This window comes from Plantactinospora veratri, assembly GCF_036421995.1.
In the GTDB taxonomy this organism is placed as follows: Bacteria; Actinomycetota; Actinomycetes; order Mycobacteriales; family Micromonosporaceae; genus Plantactinospora; species Plantactinospora veratri.
In genome coordinates, this window is record NZ_JAZGQL010000009.1 from 1 (window position 1) to 22645 (window position 22645).

A 22645-nucleotide genomic window follows, 5' to 3' on the forward strand; every position below is an offset into this window, starting at 1 on the left:
CCCCCCCCGGCCGAGCGGCATGAACCGCCACTGGCAACCCTCCAAACGCTCAAGATCTGGATAGTTCGACATCCCGAATGGTGCGAAGCGCGCGTTACAGGATACTTGGTGAGATTTAGTCCCGTCGGTGTCTCGCAACACCTGGCCCATTCGGCCCTGGTCAGCGAGGCCGACCTCGCGCGGCGCAGCAGATCAGCGCGGCGGCGCACCGTATGATGATCACCCGGGTGTACGCGCTGACCGATCTGCGGATCCGCCAGCGGTGTGGGCGGCGGCTGCAACCGCACTGGGTGCAACGGGCACCACCCGGGCCGTGCCATCGAGGTCCACCCCGACGCCGTGCCAGTCCGGCTACCGCTGCCGGCACGGCCACAGCAGCGCCCATCAACCCGCGACGAACATCCCCGCTGGATCTACCGGCCCGAACGCCGGATGAAGGCCGACATCCCGCCCAGTTCGCCGGCAGCGGCAAGGTGGCCCCGATGCCAGCGTCCAAGACGTGACCGCCGACCTCCAGGATCGCGACGCGGTCATCGTCTGCTCCGTCGCCACGGTCGCCGTCGACGAGCCCAGCGAGGAGCGAAGCCAGCCACAGCTGCACCGCCGATGAGGACCGTCACTCCGATCGCGCCGCAGCCCATCATCGAGCCGGCACCCGACCCTTTGCGATCGGGGCCTTCCACGCCCGCCCGGCAGGCTCACCGTCCGGTGCACGGGTGATCGCTCGCTCGATACAGCGAACCCACCGCCATCATCACTCAAATGTGAATAGCTTTGGTGGGCTCAGCTGCCGCATGTGGTCGCGACCCGCCGCGACGACGATCTGGTCACCACCGACATGGGACGTGCTCGCGCCGACGAACTCGTCGCCGTCCTACCTGGTCAGGCGTGGTGCCGGCTGTCCGCCGGTGCGGGTGCGCACGGACCGCGTGAGTACTGGTGGGCGCGGGTACCGATCCGGGTAGCCGCGTGGTGGAGACCCGGTCGCGGTCACTGGCTCCTCGCCCGGCGCAGCATCACCACGGGCGAGGTCGCCTACTACGTCTGCTACGGCCCCCGCCGACCCGCCTGGTCGACCTTGCCCGGGTCGCCGGCGCCCGGTGGGCGGTCGAGGAATGCTTCCAGCAGGCGAAGAACGAGGCCGGTCTGGACGAGTACCGAGTCCGGGACTGGCGGGCCCGGTACGCCCACATCACCCACGCCACCGCCGGGTGAGCTGACCTTCTACCGTTGCTGGACCCCACAGCCGACCAGCCTCACGCAGCTCGTGCGAGTCGTCGGGATCCGCTGGACCGTCGAAGACGTGTTCCAGGCAGCCAAGGGTCAGGTCGGCTGGACCAGCACCAGGTTTGCGGTGGGACTGACGAGGTGAATTCCGACCGGGCCGGCCGGATCGTCCTGGTTCCGTACTCGGACGACGACGTCACCGACTACGGACCCGCGAGCGCACCTGGAGGACGGTGGATGACCTCGCGGCGAAGAAGATCAGGTTCTGGCCGACCAGGACCAACGAGCTGGTGAACCAGCGGCTCAGTACATCAGCGACGTCACGGGTACGATCCTGAGCTCCACGGTCCCGTGCAAGGAGTCCGAGGAGGCTGCTTGAGTAGCGCGTACAGGCCCCCGTTCCCGCAGTGGCGCAGGTGGGCGGTCGGCGCCGTGCTGGCGGCCGTCCTGGGCGGGGTCGGATACACCTTCTTCGACCGTCTCGCCACGCAGCGGATAACCGGAGGCGTGGCGGTCGACGCGGAGGTCACGGCCGTCCAGGCCATCCCGGTGCAGCGCATCGACCTGCCGCAGGTGGTCACCGTGTCGTACCGGTTCGAGGGCACCACCCGCTCGGCCCGCCTCGTCGCCCCGCTGTTCGCGGGGAGCCATCGCGTGGGCGACGTGCTCACGGTCTACCTGCTGCCGGACCGCCCACAGCAGGTGGCGACCAGAGACGGGCTCGCCAGCGAAGGGTTGATCCTGCTGGTTCCACCCGCCACGGTGTTCTACGGGGTCGCCTGCCTGGTGGTCATCGGCGCCTCGCGTCTGGCCTGGTGGCTGCGTCACGGACGAGCGGGCCCACAGTCTGTCCCGGCGTTGACGGTCAACGGTCTCGTCGAGACGAGCGACCGGCTCCGGCCTTGGTCGCGGGCGATCGAGCGGCTCAGGGTGACCGCAGCCGCGGAGTCCGCCGGCACCGGCGCCGGTCTCAGGATGCATCTGGTCTATCGCGTCTCCGAATCGATCTCCCGGCGGCGTCCGACAGCACCGCGGGTGGTGTGGCATTCGCGGAGGCGTGGACAGATGACGATCGAGGCGTGGGTGCAGGCGACGGAGGATGCGGATGCGGAGACCGAGGTCGTGCACATCCTCCAGCAGGCGCTGCGCCTCGCCGAGTCGAGTGCGCCGAGTCGCGGGACCAGCACGCCGGTGTCCGGGCTCGGCCGGGTAGTCCAGCGGACGGTCGAGTCCTACCAGCGTCGCTGACTACGCCCCGCCGCGGCGACACGGCGCCGGTCAAACCTTGACGACGGCCGCGAAGGGCTCGCCACGACCGAGGCGCTCGATCGCGTCCCGTACGCCCGACCGCCCGCCGTGGCATCGGCCCAGCGGTTCACCTGGCAGGCAGCCCTGGCGTAGAGCTGGGTGTCCGCGCGGGCAGCGGCAAGCCACTCGTCAAGCGTCGTGGGCAGCGGGCCGACGGTCGGAACCCGGCAGCGGTCCCCGGCCGACTGCGGCAGCAGGTAGCGCGGATCGTCCGAGACCAGCACCGCCAGCCCCTCGTCAAACCACTGCGGAACCTGCTCGGCATGCTCGTCCATCCGCCGCCCGAACTCCACGTGCGACAGTTCGTGCGCGGCGATGACCACGTCGACGCCGCGCGGCGACAACATGACGGCGCGGTTCATCACGGCGATGCCACGTTCGCGCCCACCGCCGATCCGGTCGTAGCAGGTGCTGCTCAGACATGCCAACACCGTCGGCGAGCCGGTCGTACCGCCGTAGAACTCCCGGACCCGCCGGCGCCCGTCATCGACGACGTCGATGACCTGCTGCTGCTGCGTGCCGCGCAACCCGCGCTCCGCGTAAAGATCGTCTGCTATCAGCTCCAGACCGTAGCAGCTCGGACAGGTGGTCGCTGCGACGGCCGGAAAGGCGGACAAGAGCCCGACGAGGATGGCGGCCAGCACGAAGAGGGTGCCGATGAACCACCACTTACGTCGGCTCATCCGCCGTTTGCCGCTCGGTTGTGTCACCTCCGGCCGCGGCTCGCCCTGCGGCGCTCCACTGCGCCACGAGCCGTCCGGCTGAGCTGTCGGGTCAGGGGTTTGACCGGTCATGGTGGTCTCCATCCGTCGCGGGCCCGTCGGTGGGCAGCCGTGTGCCGTCCCCAACGGCGCAGGATCGGTCGAACTCACATCGACGGCGACGAGGAGGGCGAGATCAGCCCTGACTCGTACGCGACGATGACCAGCTGCGCTCGGTCGCGCTTGTCGAGCTTGGTCAGTAGGTGACTCACGTGCGTCTTCACCGTGGCGAGGCTCAGCCGCAGCCGCGCGGCGATCTCGGCGTTCGACAGGCCACGGGCGATGAGAGTGAGGATCTCGCGTTCACGGTCGGTGACGCGCTCCAGTTCCGGTGAGAACGGACCTGCTGGTTCGTGGCTGCGGACGAACTCCGCGATGAGTCGTCGGGTCACCGATGGCGCCAGCAGTCCGTCGCCGGCGACCACCACCCGGATAGCCGACAGCAGGTCCCCCGGCGGGGTGTCCTTCAGCAGGAACCCGCTCGCTCCGGCGCGCAGCGCGGCGTATACGTACGAGTCGAGGTCGAACATGGTGAGCATCAGGACCCGCACGTCGGCGGTCTCCGCCGAACCGCAGATCTGCTCCGTCGCCTCGATGCCGTCCATGTCCGGCATGCGGACGTCCATGAGCACGGCATCTGGTCGCGTCCGGCGAGCCACTGCCACCGCCGCCCGGCCGGTGTCCGCCTCGCCGACCACGGTGAAGCCGGGCTCGTTCTCGATGAGCACCCGGAAGCTGGCGCGTAGCAGGGCCTGGTCGTCGGCGATCAACACCCGGACCGTCGGGCTCACGGGACGAGCCCGACTGGTTGTCGTCCCGGCTCGGCGGGGAGACGCGCGACGATCCGGAAGCCGCCCTCCGGCCGTGGTCCCGCGGAGAAGGAGCCGCCGTACATCGTGACCCGTTCCCGCATGCCAATCAGGCCGTGCCCGTCACGGTGCCGCACCGGCGTGTCCCGGCCGTGCCCGTCGTCGGCGACATCGACGATCACCTCGCTGCCCGCCGCGTCCACCGACACCCGGCACCGTGCCGGTGCCGCGTGTTTGGCGGCGTTGGTCAGTGACTCCTGCACGATCCGGTAGACGGTCAGGCCCAGCGCCTCGGACATGCGTTCCACACCACGCAGTATCAACTCCACCCGCAGGCCGGCCATCGCCGCCTGTTCGGCGAGCGCGGGCAGGTTCGCCGGCCCCGGGACCGGCGCGCGTTCCGTCGCAGGCTGGGCCGGAGAGTCCTCCGCACGCAGCACACCGAGCATGTGCCGCATCTCGGTCAACGCGGTACGGCTGGCGGCTTCGATGACCTGCAGCGCCTCGCCGGCCTCCTCCGGCCGGGTCCTGACGACATAGTTGGCCACGGCCGCCTTGACGGCGATCAGGCCGACGCTGTGCGCCACCACGTCGTGCAACTCGCGCGCGATGCGCAACCGCTCCCTGGTCACCGCCTGCTGGGCGCGCTGCTCGGCCACCCGCGCCGCGTGGTCGCGCTGCTGCCGGGCGGCGTTGCCGAGCGTCCACGACGCCCCGATGAGCAGCCAGCCGACGACGATCAGCCCGGGGCCGCCCAGCCACCAGTGCGACTGACCTGTGGCCGGGGTGGTCGACACCAGACCGGCGACCGCGAGCGCCACCGCCACGACCACCGGCACCCACAACCGCCGAGGCATGGCCAGGGAGACCGGGTACAGGGCGTAGGCCGGGGCCAGGAACGGATCATTCAGCACGTTCAGCGGCACCGCCAGCAGAGACATCACCAGGACGACGACGAGGACCGGCAGGGGCCACCGGCGGCGCACGGCGAGCGGCAGGCCGGTCGTGACGATCATCAGGTCCACGGCCGGACCGGGCACACCGGTGGCCGCCGGCTCCACGGACTGCGTGTGCCGCAGGAGCAGGAGTACGGTCACGTACCCGATCGCGACCAGAGCGTCCAGGGTGAACAGATAACGGGCACCCGCTCGACCTGCCCAGCCGGAGCCTGGTACGTCCACCGGACGGACCGGGCTCGACCCTGCCGGGCCGGCTGTCCACACTGTCGACCGGTCCATCGTCACACCCCGTTCGGAGATCACCGCGGCGCCGTCAGGCGTCCCGACGTCGCATGGTCAGGTAACCGCCGAGCACGGTCGCGACGGTCCAGAGCAGCAGTACACCCATTCCGCTCCAGGCGTCGAGGATGGTGTCGTCCGGAGGCTGCCGGCGGAGGACGAGCCCACCCGCGAAGTCCGGCAGGAACTGAGCCACGGTCTTCACTCCCGGGAGATTGTTCAGGATCTCGGACACCATGAAGAAGAGTGGGACCAGGATGCCCAGGGTGAGCGCGGGACTACGCAGCATGGTCGCGAGCCCGACCGCGAAGGTGCACAGCAACGTCATGTAGAAGACTGCACCGACCACCGACCGGATCACCCCGTCGTCGGTGATGGCGGCGTTGTGCGCACTACCGATGGCGGTTTGGGCGGTGAAGAACGTGGCGAGGACGACGATGGCGGAGAAGGGGAACGCGATCAGCACGGTGATGATGATCTTCGCGCCGTAGAGCAGCCCCCGGCGCGGCACCGCCGCCAACGACGACCGGACCGTACCGGTGGTGTACTCGCTCGCGGCCAGCATCACCCCGAACATGACTAGAGCGATCATGCCGAGGCGCAGGCCGTTGAAGCCGGATCCGACCGGGTCGAAGCCCGCCTTGCCCTCCGGGCTCATGTTGTCGTACGCGCCGCGCAGGACCGAGCCGAACAGCAGGGCGATGCCGACACTGGTCGCGAAGCACAGGATCAGTGACCACGTCGTCGACCGCACGGTGCGGGCCTTGATCCATTCGAAGGCGATGGCTGATCCGATGGCGGCCATGGTCACCTTCCCCCTCCTGTCGCGCGCGTGGTCCGCGCGTCGCCCCGGTACTGCACCGCGTCCGAGGTGAGCCTCATGAACGCCTCCTCCAGCGATGCCGTTCGCAGGCTGACCTCGTGCACCGTCACCCGGCTGGCGGCGACCAGCTCACCGACCCGTTCCACCGAGGCCCCGGCGATCTCCAGTACGCCCTCGGAGCCGGTTCCGGCCTGGATGCCGGCGCTGCGGAGCACCTCCCGCAGCCGCTGCGGCTCGGGCGTACGGATTCTGATGAACGAGCGGGAGTTGCTCGCGATGAACGCCTCGATGGAGGTGTCCGCCAGCAGGCGACCGGCGCCGACGACGACGAGGTGGTCGGCGGTCAGCGCCATCTCGCTCATCAGGTGGCTGGAGACGAGGACGGACCGGCCCTCCGCCGCCAACCGCTTCATGAGGTTGCGGATCCAGAGGATGCCCTCCGGATCGAGGCCGTTGACCGGTTCGTCGAACAACAGCACCGGTGCATCGCCGAGCAACGCGGCGGCGACGCCGAGCCGCTGCGTCATGCCGAGCGAGAATCCGCCGGCCCTCGTGTCCGCCACACTCTCCAGGCCGACCATGCCCAGTACCTCGGTGATCCGGGTCCTCGGAATCCGGTTGCTCACGGCAAGCCCGAGCAGGTGGTCGTACGCCGTACGCCCCGGATGCAGCGCTTTGGCCTCGAGCAGGGCGCCGACCTGCCGGAGTGGATCGCGCAGTTCGGCGTACCGCCGCCCGTTGATGAGCGCGTCACCGGAAGTGGGCCGAACCAGGCCGAGCAGCGCGCACATCGTGGTGGACTTGCCGGCGCCGTTCGGACCGAGAAACCCGGTGACCCGTCCCGGCGCCACCTCAAAGGACAAGCCGTCGACGGCCAGCTTCGACCCGTAGCGTTTCGTCAGCTTGCGTACCTCGATCATGCCCGCCACCCTGACGCGGCCCGGCGGTTATCACATCGGTCCCGGGACCGTCATCCTCGGGAATGAGCGCTCCAGAATCGCGGTGCTCCTTCCTGGCAATTGGTTCGCCCTTTCCGGAACGCGCGGAGCGGCTCATGCGCTCGTGCGGGATCAGGACGCTATATCACCAGGTTGTCGAACCGGCCTTCCCGACGGCGGACGTGCCCACGCCATCCCGCGAGCAGCGCGATGGAAGTCCAGCCGATGCCACCGAGGACCAGCGACCCCAGGGTGCCGCTGGAGTCGACCCGACCGGCCTCCTCGAGCGCGATCACCCCGTCCGGGTCGATGAGTACGGTTAGGGTGTCGCCGATCTGGTAGCCGGGGTTGCTGCCCTGATAGGTCAGTGGCTCGTCGAGCGGACCATCGTCGCCCCGGAGCGTGAACGTGTGCCGCTTACCGGCGACCTCGGCGTCGACGATGGTTACCTCCTGGCGGACGCCGCGCTTCTCAAGTGCCAGGTCGGGGGCGAGTCCCACCGATCCCACGAGTACGAACAGGGCGGGAAGGAACGAGAGTAAGGACAGCCACATCGCCCGGTGTAGCACACGTACGACGACCATGAAGACCAGGCAGAAGGCGAGGCCCGTCACGATCGAAATGGCCTTCGACCCGACCGTGGCGTACGCGATGGCGGTGTTCAGCCCGATGAAAGCCAGGCCGAGCAGCACCACCAGCGCCGTCCTTCTGACCGACTTGCCCGCCGTCCAGGCTCCCGCCCACGGGGCGGAACCGGTCGGCGGCGCCCCGGCCGGGCCGAATCCCTGCGAACCGGACCCGGCGGGAGTCTTTCCGGCGAATCGCTGGTCGGCTGGCCACCCGTGGGTGGGCTGGATCCGGCCCGGTGGTGTGGGTTCGGGATGCACGGCCAAGATCGTAACAAGGGCTGACATCCCAAGCCTGAAGTGCGGAGGAGCGTCGTTGGGCCCTTGATCGGCGGGCAGACACGATCAGGTCGTGAACGCCACGAGGTGGACGGTCACCTCGTTCGGAGGGCCCCGGCAAAGGCAACCACCACCCCGATCCGGGTCGCCGTCCGGCCGATCGCCATGACCCGTCGGACGCGGTCGACCACGGTCGGGTTCCGCCCTCCGGCCCGGCCGTCGGCCTCCTCGGCGAACTCCGGTCGGATCACCGGCCGGCCTGTTCCGTGGAGTGTCGCAGCACCCTCCCGCCGTGTCGTCGACATGGTTGCACCCCGAGGTCGACCTAGGCGGCGACCCAGTGCGTCAGCTCCGGAGCGTGACCGGGCGAGGGCCCACTCGGCGGCACACCGCGAGGCCCAGTGCGCCCACGCATTGATCAAGGAGGTTAGCCTGCTTACCGCCGACGGACAGCGCCGCAGGCTTCGGATGGTCGCCACCTCTACAGCCCAGGTTCGGGCCTGATCGGTCCCGGCCTGTTACGCCCCTTGAAGGAGACGACGTTGGGAAGAAACGGCCTGCGGTGGTCATTACCGATCATCGCGTTCGTACTGGCCCTGACCTCGTTGACGGGCTGCGCCATCGACAAGGGCTCGGCACTCGCCGCGGATTTCGAGGAAGACTGGGCCGGCACCCCGGACGTCGTCGAAATCGACACCACCGACAACAACACGCTGCCCTTCCTCGGAACGGCGAGCGGCGTGCTGATCCTCAGGGACGGCACCCCGGCCGACCGCGTGACCGAGCTGGCGAACAAGCTGAGGGAGTACGTCGCCGGTCACGACAACACCACCGGCCGGATCACGGCGGACGGCATCACCTTCACCGTTGTCGCGGACAAGACCCGGGCCGGCAGGGTACTGGCGCTGTGGCACTCACTGACGGACGACGACCGGGTGGTGAACGGCGACATCAAGGATGCGCCCTGGAAAGATAAGACCGACCGCTGGGAGATCAAGGTCACCGCGGTCAACCAGGCTGCCGCGATGGCGGTGTTCAAGGACATGATGGCAGACGGCGACCAGCACCAGCCACTCTCGAGAGTGACCTCGCTGGAGGTCAGCACCGAGCGCGGCGTGCGGCCCTCGCTCCGCGTCGAGACCGACTTCAACGACGGTTTCCCCGCCGAGGCGATCGCCGCGTACGACGCGGTGGTCGCTCGGTACCGCGTCGTCGGCGCGACTCTGCGACGTGATCGTGCGACAGGATCGGCGGTGAGCATCGTTGTGGCGGACAGCGCGGATCTGGACCGTGCCGGCGAACTCGCCAGGACGGCGGCACCGACCCTCGGTGCCGCCGTCAAGGTCACCAGCGACGGCGGCGACTGAGCTGGCCGGGGGCTGAGCACGGCGTCCAGTCGTCGGGGCCGGTGCCCACCAGGTTTCCCACCCGTCGTCTCTGGCAGGGCGGAGGCGGCCGGGGAGCGGTGCCGGCGTCGGTGCGGTGTCAGCCCGGCGTCGCCCCGCCCGGGGGCCAGCCATCTGGCCCGCAGTTCGGGCCGGAGGAAGGCGGCGGGGGAGGCGATCGTGAGACCGCCGTCCACCGGCAGCACCGCGCCCGTGGCAAAGCCCGCTCCGGCGAGGAAGAACACCGCCGCCACCAGGCACCGCGATCCCGCCCGGTCCGACGCGTCACACCTCCTTCTCGTCCCCGCTGTTCGCAGCCGGCGCCTCAGCTTGGTCGATGTCCGGCTCCCGGGGCGGATCGGTGAGCTGCTCCCGCACGTAGTTCCACATCACCGCGACGAGTGCGGCGACCGGGACGGCGAGCAGGCTTCCCACGATGCCGGCCAGGCTGCCGCCCAGTGTCACCGCCAGTAGGACAACCGCCGCGTGCAGGCCGAGGCCGCGGCTCTGCACGATGGGCTGGAACACGTTTCCCTCGAGCTGTTGGACCGCGACGATGATGGCCAGCACGATCAGCGCATCCGTCGGGCCGTTCGACACCAGTGTGATGAGCACCGCGACGAAACCGGCGAAGAGGGCGCCCACGATCGGCACGAACGCCGATACGAAGGTCAGCACCGCCAGTGGCAGCACCAGCGGCACGCCGACGATCCACAGGCCGAGGCCGATGAAGACCGCGTCCAGCAGGCCGACGAACGCCTGGGACCGTACGAACGCGCTGAGTGCGGCCCAACTACGCTCGGCAACCACCGGTACGTCGACAGCGAGTCGGCCGGGCAGTTGCCGGGACAGCCACGGCAGGAACCTCGGACCGTCCTTGAGGAAGAAGAACATGAGAAACAACGCCAGGACGGTGGTGACCACTCCGCTGACCAGGGTTCCCACCCCGGACAGGGTGGCGGTGATGATGCTGCCGACGCTGTCCTGGATGCGGGCGATCGCGGAGTCGAAGGCCTGGGTGACCTGGTCGTCACCGATGTTCAGCGGCGGGCCGGCGGCCCACTCCCGCATCTGCTGGATACCTTCGGTCACGCCGGTGACCAGTTCGCCGGACTGTGCGGCCACCGGCACCGCGATCAGCACCACGGTGCCCGCGGCGATGAGAAGGAACAGGACGGTCACGGCCGACGCGGCCAGGGCGGGACGCCATCCGTGCCGTCGTAGGAAGCGGGCCATGGGCCAGGTCAACGTCGTGAGGAGCAGGGCGACCACCAGCGGCCAGACCACCGACCATGCCCGGCCAAGCAGCCACAGTGCCACCCACGTCATCAGCAAGACCAGCAACATCTGCAGCGAGATGTGCGCCGAGGTGCGAAGTGCGGCTCGGGTCTTTGCGGAACTCACGGTGGCAGGCATGGGATCACCTTAGGGAGGTGACCGCCGGTCCCGCACCTACCCGCCGAGGATGTGGCAGATGCGGGTTCCGGTCAGCGTCACGCTCCAGGACCTCGCTGGTGCCATCGGTTGTTCACGCCCTCGTGGACGTCCGGATGCTCGTACCAGAGCGTCCGACTCAGCCCGCTCCCGGCCGGCACCTACTGATTGCTGATGGCTACGTTGTCGAAGGCGGCGGCCGCGTTGTAGACGCGAACGCCCGACCTGCCGGACGGGTAGGTGGCATCGGTGACCGAGATCCTGGGGGCGGTCAGGTCACCGACGTACACCCTGATCGACGAGGTGCCGGCCACCACGCGCAGGTGGTATCGCTGGCCGACGACGACCGGTAGCGGCGCCGAGCCGAGCAGCGTCCAGTTGTTGTCGGCCCGGCCGAGGATCACGCGGCCGGCCGGCGTGATGCCGGCGTAGTAGCCGCGGTAGGCGTCGGTTCCGGTCCCCACGTGGGAGGCCCGGAACACCAGTCCGGCGTCGCCGGTGCCCGACGTGACCGTGACGTCGAGGTCGTAGGTCGCGTTCACGTGGTTGTCGTCGAGCAGTGCCTTGCCGCCGTAGGAGGCGGTCGTCCGGTACTGGCCGCCGCTGACCGACCAGGCCCCGCCGTACGGCCTCCAGCCGAGCGCGTTGCCGTCGGCGAAGTTGTCCTGCACGAGCATCTTCACCCGCTGGATCGTGCCGTCGGCGTTGAAGTTCATCCGGTCGTACGCGACCTGTCGCGCGTTGCCGTCGGTCTCCGAGAGCGGCCTGCGGTGGTAGAAGATGTACCAGGTGTCGGTGCCCGGGATGTTCAGCACCGAATTGTGCCCGGCGCCGCGCGCCACCGCGGGGTCCTGGGCCAGCACCTTGTCGAGGCGGGTGAAGGGGCCGGTGGGTGAGTCGGCCATGGCGTACGCCACGGAGTAGTCGGGGCCGGTCCAGCCGCCCTCCGACCACATCAGGTAGTACCTGCCGTTCCGCTTGAACATCTGCGAGCCCTCGACGTACCCGCTCGGGGTGATCTCCTTGTACGTCGTGCCGTCGGCGAACGTGCCCAGGCTCGTCATGTCGGCGTTCAACTTGGCGACGTTGGCGTGCCCCCATCCGCCGTAGTAGATGTACGCCTGCCCGTCGTCGTCGACGAAGACGTCCTGGTCGATCGGCTGGGCGCCGTTGACGAACTGCGCGATCAACGGCCGCCCGATCGCGTCGGTGTACGGCCCCTCCGGCCGGCTGGCCACCGCCACCCCGATACCGCCGAGTTCGCTGTTGCTCTGGATGTCGTTGGCCGCGAAGTACAGGTAGTACCTGCCGTTGCGGGCGATCGGGGCGGGTGCCCAGACGGCGTACCGCGCCCAGCTCACGTTCGCGGTGGTGAGGACGTTCGGGTGCTTGGTCCAGGAGACCAGGTCGGTCGAGGAGAAGGCGTCGAGATAGGTCTGTTCGGCGTACGGGCGGGAAGCGGTCGGGAACACGTAGAAGCGGTTGTTGTAGATCGCCACGTCGGGATCGGCGTACCACCCGGCCACGATCGGGTTGCCTGCCTCGGCGGTGGTGTACTCCGGCAGCGCGGCCGACGCCGGAGCGGCCGCCGCGGTGGCGGCGAGCACCCCCGCGACGGCGACGACCTTACTGAGGGTGCCTCCGAGTATCGGCATTCAACAATGTTTTCCGATCTTGCCTCATGCCGTCAAGTGTCAGGTGTCGTCACAAACGCCTAGGGGCCTGTCCGGGTTGGCTCCGGCTTCGGCGGCCAGCCCTTCCTGCGACGACTGCCGGGACTCACATATTCAGTCGGCAGGCGGAAGGTGCGCGAGCTGTATCAGCCGTACGCCCTCCCGTCGGGTGACGAGCCGTCCGCGTCCGGGCGGCATCGGCGCCGGTCGTACGTCGCCGACGAGCGCGCCCTCGGTCCGGTCGCCGGACAGGACGAGTCCGGGTGAGGAGAGTTCGCGCAGCCGTTGGATGACCGGCTCGTAGAGGGCCCGGGAGGCGCCACCGGAGCGTCGGGCGAGCACCAGGTGCAGGCCGACGTCACGGGCCTGCGGCAGGTAGTCGAGCAGCGGGAGGATCGGGTTGCTGGCGGTGGTGGCTACCAGGTCGTAGTCGTCGACCAGTACGAAGAGTTCGGGTCCGGTCCACCAGGATCGGTCCCGGAGCTGTTGCGGGGTGACGTCGGGGCCGGGGAGCCGCTGCTGTACCTCCTCGGCGACCGACTCGATGATCTCCGCCGTCGCCGCCGCCGAGGTGGGGTACCCGAGAAGGTGTTCGGTCGAGATGACGCCGAGCAGGCTGCGGCGGTAGTCGACCAGGATCACCCGGGCCTGTTCGGGAGTGAACCGGGCGACGATGGTGGTGGCGAGCGCCCGCAGGAACCCCGACTTTCCGCTCTCGATGTCACCGAAGAGGAGGAAGTGCGGCTCACTGGCGAAGTCGACGGAGACCGGACGCAGATCGGCCTCGGCGATTCCGATGGGCAGCCGTAGTCCGGTGCCGGCGAGATCGAGGTCGGTGTAGGGGAGAACCAGCGGGAGGAGACGTACCCGGGGTGCGGGGGCGCCGGTCCAGGCGTTGGTGACGGCCTTGACCAGGTCGCCGGTCTCGCCGCCGTGGCTGGACAGTGCGGGCAGGGCGGCGAGGAACTGCAGGCTGCCGGCGGTCAGGCCCCGGCCAGGGATCTTGGTCGGCACGTTGACGGCGGCGCGCCGGGAGATGGCCGAGTCGCTCGGGTCACTGAGCCGAAGTTCGAGCTGGGAGCCGAACAGCTCACGGATCGCGGAGCGGAGCTCCGTCCAACGGGATACGGCGGCGACCACGTGCACCCCGTAGGAGAGCCCCTGGGCGGCGATGTCGGTGATCGTCGCCTCGAGATCCTCGAACTCGTCGCGCAGGGTGGACCAGCCGTCGACGACGAGGAACACGTCGCCGAACGGGTCGGCGCCGCTGCCCTCGACGGCCCGTCGCCGACGGTACGCGCTGATCGATTCGACGCCGAGTTCGGCGAAGCGGCGTTCGCGGTCGGCGAGCAGGGTGGAGATCTCGCCGACGGTGCGGTGCACCGCACCGCTCTCGCGGCGTCCGGCGACGCCGCCGACGTGTGGCAGCTCGCGCAGCGCGGCCAGCCCGCCGCCGCCGAAGTCGAGACAGTAGACCTGGACCTCGGCGGGAGTGTGGGTGAGCGCGAGTCCGCAGATGAGCGTGCGCAGCAGGGAGGACTTGCCGCTCTGCGGACCGCCGGCGACGGCGACGTGCCCGGCGGCGCCGTCGAGCGCCAACCAGAGGACGTCGCGGCCGTGCTCGAACGGTTTGTCGACCAACGCCACCGGCACCTTGAGCGCGCCGTGCAGTTCGGGGTTGCCACAGGTCAACCCACGCGCGGGCGTCGCGGCCACCGGGCCGAGCAGTTCGTCGAGGGTCGGTGCCACGGACAGCGGTGGCAGCCACACCTGTTGGGCCGGCGGGTCGACCCTCGCCAGCAGCGCGCTCGCCGCCTCCGCGAGCGACACGGTCTCGCCGGGCTCGGCGGACGGTGACTCCTCGAACGAGGTCGCCGCGAGCAGCCGGAGGGGTGGCTCGCTGCCCACCCTCAGGTAACCGTGGCCGGGCGAGCGTGGCAGCTCGTACGCGTCCGGTACGCCGAGCACCGCACGGGACTCCAACGCGGAGAACGTGCGCAGGCCGATCCGGTACGACAGGTGGGTGTCCAGCCCACGCAGCCGGCCCTCCTCCAGGCGTTGCGAGGCGAGCAACAGGTGCACCCCGAGTGTGCGGCCCAGCCGTCCGATCTGGACGAACAGGTCGATGGTGTCGGGCCGGGCGGAGAGCAGGTCCGAGAACTCGTCACAGATGATCAGCAGTGACGGCAGCGGCGGAACCGCGACGCCCTCGACACGCGCCCGCTCGTAGTCACGCTGGTTGGGAAGGTTGCCGGCCTTGCGGAGCAGTTCCTGCCGGCGGACGAACTCGCCCTTGACGACGTCGACCAGCCGGTCCACCAGCGGCAGGTCATGGGCCACATTGGTGATCATCGCGGCGATGTGCGGCAACCTGGCAAGTGGGGTGAACGTCGCCCCGCCCTTGAAGTCGACGAGGACGAAGTTGAGCGTTGTCGAGTCGTGGGTCAGGGCGAGGGCGGTGACGAGGGTACGCAGCAGCTCCGACTTGCCGGACCCGGTGGCGCCGATCAGCAGACCGTGTGGACCCATGCCCTCCTGCGCCGACTCCTTGAGGTCCAGCTCGATCGTCCGGCCGTCGCTGGCCACCCCCACCGGGACGACCAGCCGGCTCGCCCGCGAGCGGTCCGCCCGCAGCGACCGCACCTCGTCCACGTTCAGCGCCGGCACGCCCAACAGCTCCAGTACGGACGACGTGGCGGCGATGGCGCGTACCGAGGGGGTCCGGGCGTCGACCGCACTGTTCCCGGTACGCGACCAGGCGGTCACCACCCGCTCGACCAGTTCCAGCGCGCCGTCGAACGTGTCGCTGGCGAGCAGGTCGACCGGCGTGCCGATGGCGGTGTCGAGACGGGGGAGCGCGACCCGGAACCGGCCCTCGCGGCGTACCGCCCAACCCGGATGGTCACTGGCCACCTGCGCGGCCAGTCGTGGATTGACCCGCGACTTGTCGGCGTGGCCCAGGTTGAACTCGATCTGACAGTGGATCAGCTCCTGCAACTCGTCCGGGATGTCGCGCCAGCTCCGGGTGGCGACCACCAGGTGGACACCGTAGTCGAGGCCGACGCTGGCCAGGCGGTGGAGTTGCTGACTGTGTGGCGCGAAATCCGACCACCGGTCGATGAACAGGAAGATGTCCGGGTGCGGATGGCCGGGCAGATCCTGCCGTACCGCCCGGAACCGCTGTGCGGAATCGATGAAACGTTCGCTGTAGAGCCGCTTGCGGTAGGTGATGACAGCGGCGATTTCCTGCAACAGCTCGCGGGTCATCGCCTCCTGGTCGTCCCGGGCGATCTTCGCGACGTGCGGCAGTCGCCGTAGCGAGCCGAGCTTGTTGCCGCCGGACTCCAGGAAGTAGAACCGGACCTCAGACGGAGAGGCGGTCAGGGCGAGGGCGCCGACCAGGGTACGCAGCAGCGTGCTCTTGCCGAAGCCGATCCGGCCGACGACGAGCACGTGCCCGTCGTTGTGTGCCAGTTCCAGCGAGACGGTTTCGGCGCGATCCGCACCCCGGAACGCCTGTCCGATCGGCACCACCAGGTGCCCGGTGCCGTTCCACTCCTCGGCGCGCAGCCCGTGCTCGGCCGTCTGGGTGAGCGCGCCGAGCAGGTCGCCGAGGTGTACCCGGTGACTGGAACCCGTGGTGAGGCCGAAGCGGGACCGTCGGACGTTCGCGAGGTGCACCTCGTCCTCGACGTACCCGTACTGGGTGGGGGTCTGCCGGGTCGTGCGGCGCGGCACCTCCTGGCGTACGTACTCCCAGAGGTCGTTCGGGCTGATCCGGCCGACGCCGCGGATGTCCGCCGCGCCGGTGGCGAGGCCGCGCACCACGGCCTCGGTGAACGCGGAGAGGCTGGGCGGGCTCCCCGGTACGGTCCGCTCGCCGTCCTCGGCGCTCTCCACGGAGGTCGAGGCGGTGAGCACATAGGTGCCGCGTCCGGCCCGCAGTTCCTGGCCGACGTCGATGCTCGGGTCGGCCTTCACCCCGCTGTCGCCGAACGCGCCGCTGTAACAGCAGTCGAGCAGGATGATGGTGCTGGCGGCGTCCGACTCGTCGACGAGTTCCTTGATGAACGAGGCCGAGATCGAGGTCGCCGAGATCAGTGACAGGTCGGTGTTGGCGACGGCGAGGTGCAACCGGCCGCCCAGGCTGCGTACCCCGTGCCCGGAGAAGTACAGCGTGACCAGGTCGGTGGGGCGGGCGGCGCGGAACATCCGTTCGATGGCGCGTTCGATCTCCGACTTGGATTCGTTGATCAGAATGTCGGCCGGTTCGAAGTTGCCGATCTCCGGATCGCGCAGCAGCTCACGCAGGCTCTGCGCGTCGTTGCGGGGCGCGAACAGCGAGGTGAGTCCGGCGTCCTGATAGTTGTCGTTGGCGACGACAAGCGCCAGCCGCCGGCTCACGCGCTGCCTTCCGGTCCCTCCGGCTCGGACAGCAACGCCTGGAGTTGCTTCGAGACGGCGGCGAGTTCCTCGGCGCCGACCCCGCCGGTCAGGGTCACTTCGCGCTCGCCCACCCGGAGGGTGATCGAGCGGGCGCTGCGGCGCTGGAGGTACGCCACGATGATGTCGCGCAGGGCGTTCAGCCCGGCCGCGGAGAGCAGCCCCGACAGCACGAGGCTGCCGACCTGGCTGATGGTCGCCGACTTGGCTCCCTGCTGCGGCGGTGCGACCGCGGGGCGGACCGAGATCTCCCGGATGGCACGCAGATCCTGTGCCAGCTGGGTGGTGAGCCGCTCCAGCCGCCGTGGGTCGGTCGCGTCGTCGGCGGTGACCTGGACCAGGATCTGCTGCATCGATTCCTCCCCGTCGGTGCTGACCACTCTAACGGCCGGCGCCGACGGCGAGCGGTTGGCCGGCGGAGACGACGATCGCCGCGGGTCGGAAGGGCGCGGGCTGACGGCTCCCAGCACGGATCCCCAGTCCGGCGCGCGGCCGCCGGCGCCCGGATCCGTTCGCCACCGGTGGTGACGACGTCACCACCATGATTTTTTTCGCTTGGGGGACTCGAACCGCTAACCTTCCAATCCGTAGCGTTCGAGGCGGCGGCGGGCCTCCTCGGCCCCGGGGTCGCCCGAATCCTCGTAGATCCGCACGGCCTGGCGCCAGGCGGCAGCGGCAGCGGTCCGGTCGCCCATTCCTTCCCGGGTGTCCCCGAGCCGGATGAGCGTTTCCGCCTCGTGATACCGGTCGACGGATTCGCGAAAGAGTTGGATCGCCTGCTCGAAGCAGTCGGCCGCGCGGTCGCGGTCGCCGAGGCGGTCGTAGGCGAAGCCGAGGCTGTCCAGCGTTGCGGCCTGGCCGTTGCGGTCGTCGCTCCGTCGTTGCTGGGCGAGTGCTTCCGTGCAGCTTTCGATGGCCTGGACATAGTCGCCGGTGGTGGCCAGCAGCCAACCGATCGCGTTGAGCGTCCGGGCTTCCCCCGAGCGGTTACCGGCCGACCGGTAGAGCCGAAGCGCCTCGCGACCGTGGGCGAGCGCTTCGTCGAGCCGGCCGTCCAGGTAGCAGAGTTCGCAGTAGTTGTGCAGCGTCTGGGCCTGGCCAGTCGGATCGCCGAGGCGTTCGTGTAGCTCGAGTGCGCGCTCCAGTCGGTACTCGGCGGCGTCGTGGTCGCCGAGTCGGGTCAGTGCGCGGGCGAGCAGCCGGTTGGCGGCGGCCTGGCCGGCGAGGTCGTCGATCTTCTCTGCGGCGGCCAGCGCGACCCGTTGGGTGGCGAGCTGGTCCTGCCACAGGCCGCGCGGGGCCAGGAAAGTGTTCAATGACCAGGCGATCTGCCAGGCGTACGCTTCGAAGCCGTTCTCGGCGGCCTGCTGGACCACCCGGCTCAGCACCCGGTGCTCCGCCGTGAACCAGGCGAGCGCGCCGTCGTGATCGGTCACCGGCCGACTGGCGGGTACGGACAGCGGTGGCACCGGCTCGATTGGAGCCCATTGCGGCTGGAGCAGCAGGGCCGCCGGATAGGCGGCGTGCAGGTAGTGGTCGTACAGCCGCCTTCGGGCGGCAGCGCGTTCGTCGGCGCGCTCCGACGACTCCACGAACTCGGCCGCATAGGCGCGCAGAAGATCGTGGAAGGCGTACCGGCCGGGCGTGTGCTCGGCCAGCAGATGGAGCCGGGTCAAGTCCCGCAGTCGCGGCGTGACGGCCGCAGTCGACACGCCGGCGAGCGCCGCGGCCGCGGCGGCGGTCAGGTCCGGGCCCGGATGCAGCCCCAGCAGGGTGAACAGCCGGGCCGCATCCTGCCCCAGGGCCAGGTACGACCAGGAGAAGACGCGGCGGACATCGCCGTCGGCCAACGCGTCCAGCCTCGCCTCGGCTGAATGCAGTTCGGCCGCGATGGCGCCGAGCGGAAACGTGGGATGGGTGGCGACCCGTGCCGCCACTATCGACAATGCCAGCGGGAGCCGGCCAGCGGCCTCGACGATGTCGGCCACCGCGGCCGGCTCGGAGGCGAGGCGGCTGACGCCGATCCGGCTGGCGAGCAGGCTCGTCGACTCCTCAGCGGTGAGCAGACCCAGCGTCAACGGCGCGGCGCACTCGGCCGCGATCAGGCCGTCGAGCCGGTCCCGGCTGGTGACCACGACCATGCAGCGGCCGGCGCCGGGCAGCAGGGCGCGAACCTGCGCGGAGTCGCGGGCGTTGTCGAGCACCACGAGCATCCGACGAGAGGCCAGCAAGCTGCGGTAGAGGCCCGTCCGGGCCTCGGTGTCGGAGGGTATCCGGGCGTGGGATACGCCGAGCGCTTCGAGGAAGCCGGACAGGGCGTCGGGTGGGGACACCACGCCGGCTTCGTCGTATCCGCGGAGGTTGACATAGAGCTGTCCGTCGGGAAAGCGGGCGGCCGCCCGGTGTGCCCAGTGCAGTGCCAGAGCGGTCTTGCCGACCCCGGCCATGCCGGACACCGCGGAGATGACCACGGTCGTCGGCCCCCGCGCCCCGCCGTCGAGGAGCGCGTCGAGGCTGGCCAGTTCGGCTCTGCGGCCGACGAACTCCGGCACCGCACGCGGCAGCTGCATGGGGCGTTGGACGAGTGGCCCCGGTACCGTGCCCGGCACCGGCCCGTCCGGCGCCGGTGGCGGGTGCGCCGCCAGCCCTGGGCGGTGATGCAGGATGTCGTCGTACAACCCGGTGAGTTCCGGCGCCGGATCGAGGCCGGTCTCCTCGGCCAGCACCTGCCGAGCCTGCCGGAAGGCATCCAGTGCGCCGGCCACGTCTCCGCTGCGGTACAGGCCCACCATCAGCTGCCCCCACGCCCGCTGCCGCAGGGGGTTCCGGTCGAGCAGGGTACGCAGCCGGCGCACCACGTCGGCCGGCGAGTCGAGCGCCAGCAGCGCCTCGGCGTAGTCCTCCTCGGCGAGCAGCCGGCGCTCCTCCAACTGCGCCACGCGTCGGGCCAGCGCCGGACGCAGCGGCAGGTCGGACAGCGCGTCCCCGCGCCAGAGGCCCACCGCGGCGGAGAGTTCGGCCTCGGCCCGGCCCGCATCCGTTGCGGCGAGAGCGTCGCGGCCCCGCGCCGCCGCGGCGTCGAACAGGTCCAGATCCCGCTCGCCCGAACCCACCCGCAGCAGGTAGCCGCCGGCGGCAGTGGTGATCCCCTCCCAGGGCGTCCCTCCGCCCAGCGACTGCCGCAGCCCGCGTACGTAGGTGCGCAGGTTCGCCCCGGCCGACGCCGGCTGTTCGTCGCCCCACAGCATCGCGGCCAACTCGTTGGTGCCGACGACCTCGTTCGGTCGCAGCAGCAAGGTGGCCAACAGGAGACGTTGCTTCACCGAGCCCAGCCGAACTGGCTGGCCTTCACGGTACACACGGAGCGGGCCGAGGAGGTCGAAACGCACAGGCACCTCACAGTTGAGCGCCGCTACCTGTCACCAGGTGCGCCGCACCTGGATGACGGGAGCGGGCGGGTGAGCTGTACGCCGCTTGTGCGGCGATTGTGCGGGGCGCACCGTACGGTTCTACCGTCCGTACCGCCCCCTGAAAGAGCACCCCCATTCCCTGGTACGCGCGACGAAGAGTCCGGTTCAACATCATGATCAGTGGTTCGCGGCGGACGAAACGTCCGACGGCGCGAACCTGGCTGTTCCGAACCTGCCCTACCTGGAGGAACTCTCCCCATGCACAAATCCATCGTCGCCGCAGCGAGGACGCTGACCGCTGTCGCGACCGGCCTCGCCGTGACCGGAGTCGTCGTGCCCGCCCGGCCGGCGAGCGCGGCGCTCAGCGACGTTCCCTCGGACTGCCGTGTCTCCACAGCGGCGTACCGCTCCGACGGACAGCGTCTCACCTACGTCTACTCCGGCGGCGAGACCAGCACCAACGCCTACGCCAACGACACTCTGAACTGGGTGCCGACCGCGCACCAACAGATCGGCGCCTCCGGTGACGACACCATCTTCCGCAGCACCGAGTACGCCGCCCATCCGACCGACGGTCGGCTCTACAAGTTGAGGCGTGAGGGCCACTTGATCGACGGCAACTGGCGTATCATGTCGTCGAGCTCCAGCCACTTCGCCATCGGGTTCGCCAATACCCGCATCCTCGCATCGGCGTCGCCGTACCTCTACCGCGTGGCGGGCAGTTCGCTCTACCGCTACGAGGAAATCTACGTGGACGGCGTGCACACTCTCTTGCCACCGGTACAGCTGGCCAGCACCGGCTGGGACACGGTCAACACCCTGACCTACGAACGCAGCGGCGGTACGGGCAGCGCCGCCGTGGACGTGCTGATCGGTACCAAGACCAACGGGGAACTCAAGGAGTGGCGGATCAACCGGGCCACCCCGACGACGATCACCTCGAAGGTGTTGCGGACGAGTGGCTGGGCACCCTTCACCAGCCTCAGCACGGGCTACTGTGACGCCCACCCCAACGGCCGGCCGTTGCTCGGGATCACCGCCGACGGCAGGGCCTCCGTGCACTTCGACGCCAACAAGACGGACGGAGTCGGCACGGACATCAAGGGCGGTTCCCTCGGCTCGCTCGGCTGGACCGCGAAGGCGTACGGCCAGTAGCGGAAGGCCCCCGTGGGTCCGTCCGAGACCAGCCGTACTCGGACGGACCCGTCCGGAGCCTGGTGCCGACGATGCCTGGGTCGTGAAGCTGGTGATGCCGACGCCGTGGCTGCGGATGTAGCCGGTTGGCGCACGCCGGAGCCGACATTCCGGGTGGTCTGTGCTGGGATCGGTGGCCGTCGCGGGGTGACGGTCTCCTGGGTGCCCCGGTCGGGTCCTGGACACCCAGGAGTGGATGTCATCCGTTGGCGACGGTCGAGACTCCGAGGATGCGGAAGGCCGCGACGCGGACGTTGCGGAGGCCGCCTTCGTCACGGACCGAGACCTTGGTGCCGGGTTCGGGCGCGTCGAGGATCCGGCCGTCCCCCTCCCAGAAGGCAACGTGACCGACGGCTTCGCTGGTCGTCTTGTAGAAGATCAGGTCACCGACCTTCAGGTCCGAGTAGTCGACCGACTTGGCATAGAACTTGCCCGGGGACTGGTGGTCCTTGGCCCAGTTCCACATGTCGACCGCGCGGCGGACCGGCCAGCCGGGGAAGTTGCCGATCGGGTTGTAGGAGGCGTAGACCAGGCCGGAGCAGTCATAGCCTGGGCCTTCACCTCCCAGAACGTAGGGGGCGCCGAGCTTCGCCATGGCGTTCTTGTGACCGATCATCGTCCAGTTGAAGATCTCCCTCTCCTCGAAGCACGAGGTGCCCTGCTCGGTCGTCCCGTTCTGGACCCTCACCTTGAGGTGGTTGATGTTGGGAATGTTGTCGGGGTTCCAGTCGGACCTGAGGCCGACCTCGTGATGACCGTTGCCGCCTCGGAGGACGAAGAAGGGGTCACCGCTGGGAAAGATGAACGGTGCAGCGCCGTGGTCGGCATCGTGGGCCTGGATCCGTAGCACCGGGGAGATGTTGCTCGCCGTGCCGGTGTCCTCGACGCGCCAGCGGACGGTCACCTTGTCGCCGGCCTTCCAGTCGACCTGGATGAAGGCCTCGGCGCCCGGGCAGGAGACGGTGAGCGTGCCACTCGGGTTGCTCAGACCATCGGCAGACGCCGAAGGTGCCGCCACGAAGACGGCGCCGGAGACCGCGACGGCGAAGGACGTCACCAACGTCGTAATTCTGCTTTTCATAGCTTTCCCTTCCATG

Annotated in this window: 15 protein-coding genes and 1 pseudogene; 4 read left to right on the forward strand and 12 right to left on the reverse strand. The window is 69.6% G+C overall.

Going from position 1 to position 22645, the window contains the following annotated elements; all coding sequences use genetic code 11:
- Positions 1-790: 790 nt before the first annotated feature.
- Positions 791-1197 (forward strand): annotated as a pseudogene (locus V1634_RS14875) (IS701 family transposase); the annotation flags it as partial.
- 462 nt (positions 1198-1659) lie between these two features.
- Entirely contained in the window at positions 1660-2475 is an 816-nt protein-coding gene (locus V1634_RS14880) for a DUF3592 domain-containing protein (protein WP_331208404.1), read from the forward strand.
- On the opposite strand, the gene V1634_RS14885 is transcribed toward V1634_RS14880, so the two are convergent.
- The 6 genes from V1634_RS14885 to V1634_RS14910 all read right to left on the reverse strand — a co-directional run bounded on the left by V1634_RS14885 (position 2460) and on the right by V1634_RS14910 (position 7799).
- The gene (locus tag V1634_RS14885) at positions 2460-3329 is read right to left on the reverse strand and encodes a hypothetical protein (RefSeq protein WP_331208405.1); all 870 of its coding nucleotides are present in this window, start codon (positions 3327-3329) and stop codon (positions 2460-2462) included. The genes V1634_RS14880 and V1634_RS14885 overlap by 16 nt on opposite strands.
- 74 nt (positions 3330-3403) lie before the next feature.
- Complete coding sequence (locus tag V1634_RS14890; RefSeq protein ID WP_331208406.1) at positions 3404-4087, reverse strand: response regulator transcription factor; 684 nt, start codon at positions 4085-4087, stop codon at positions 3404-3406.
- Complete coding sequence (locus V1634_RS14895; RefSeq protein WP_331208407.1) at positions 4084-5286, reverse strand: sensor histidine kinase; 1203 nt, start codon at positions 5284-5286, stop codon at positions 4084-4086. The genes V1634_RS14890 and V1634_RS14895 overlap by 4 nt, the downstream gene beginning before the upstream one ends.
- 91 nt (positions 5287-5377) lie before the next feature.
- A complete protein-coding gene (locus V1634_RS14900) occupies positions 5378-6148 on the reverse strand; it encodes an ABC transporter permease subunit (RefSeq protein ID WP_331208609.1) in 771 nt (256 codons plus the stop codon).
- 2 nt (positions 6149-6150) lie between these two features.
- A complete protein-coding gene (locus V1634_RS14905) occupies positions 6151-7086 on the reverse strand; it encodes an ABC transporter ATP-binding protein (protein WP_331208408.1) in 936 nt (311 codons plus the stop codon).
- 158 nt (positions 7087-7244) lie between these two features.
- On the reverse strand, positions 7245-7799 hold the full coding sequence (locus tag V1634_RS14910) for a hypothetical protein (RefSeq protein ID WP_331208409.1): 555 nt from the start codon (positions 7797-7799) through the stop codon (positions 7245-7247).
- Positions 7800-8551: 752 nt separating this feature from the next.
- On the opposite strand from V1634_RS14910, the gene V1634_RS14915 reads away from it, so the two are divergent.
- Positions 8552-9376 (forward strand): hypothetical protein, encoded by an 825-nt coding sequence (locus V1634_RS14915; RefSeq protein ID WP_331208410.1) that lies wholly within the window; start codon positions 8552-8554, stop codon positions 9374-9376.
- Between the two features lie 303 nt (positions 9377-9679).
- Here V1634_RS14915 and V1634_RS14920 read toward each other — a convergent pair whose 3' ends face one another.
- The 5 genes from V1634_RS14920 to V1634_RS14940 form a co-directional block, all read right to left on the reverse strand.
- Positions 9680-10810 (reverse strand): AI-2E family transporter, encoded by a 1131-nt coding sequence (locus tag V1634_RS14920; protein ID WP_331208411.1) that lies wholly within the window; start codon positions 10808-10810, stop codon positions 9680-9682.
- Between the two features lie 179 nt (positions 10811-10989).
- Positions 10990-12483, reverse strand: coding sequence for a family 43 glycosylhydrolase (locus V1634_RS14925; RefSeq protein ID WP_331208412.1), 1494 nt, complete (start codon positions 12481-12483; stop codon positions 10990-10992).
- Positions 12484-12615: 132 nt separating this feature from the next.
- The gene (gene eccCb / locus V1634_RS14930) at positions 12616-16905 is read right to left on the reverse strand and encodes a type VII secretion protein EccCb (RefSeq protein WP_331208413.1); all 4290 of its coding nucleotides are present in this window, start codon (positions 16903-16905) and stop codon (positions 12616-12618) included.
- Positions 16902-17297, reverse strand: coding sequence for a hypothetical protein (locus V1634_RS14935; RefSeq protein WP_331208414.1), 396 nt, complete (start codon positions 17295-17297; stop codon positions 16902-16904). The genes eccCb and V1634_RS14935 overlap by 4 nt, the downstream gene beginning before the upstream one ends.
- Positions 17298-17516: 219 nt before the next feature.
- A complete protein-coding gene (locus V1634_RS14940) occupies positions 17517-20339 on the reverse strand; it encodes an AfsR/SARP family transcriptional regulator (protein ID WP_331208415.1) in 2823 nt (940 codons plus the stop codon).
- 273 nt (positions 20340-20612) lie between these two features.
- Between V1634_RS14940 and V1634_RS14945 the strand changes: the two genes are divergently transcribed.
- Positions 20613-21509 (forward strand): hypothetical protein, encoded by an 897-nt coding sequence (locus V1634_RS14945; RefSeq protein WP_331208416.1) that lies wholly within the window; start codon positions 20613-20615, stop codon positions 21507-21509.
- A gap of 238 nt (positions 21510-21747) precedes the next feature.
- Here V1634_RS14945 and V1634_RS14950 read toward each other — a convergent pair whose 3' ends face one another.
- A complete protein-coding gene (locus V1634_RS14950) occupies positions 21748-22605 on the reverse strand; it encodes a C40 family peptidase (RefSeq protein WP_331208417.1) in 858 nt (285 codons plus the stop codon).
- Between the last annotated feature and the right edge of the window lie 40 nt (positions 22606-22645).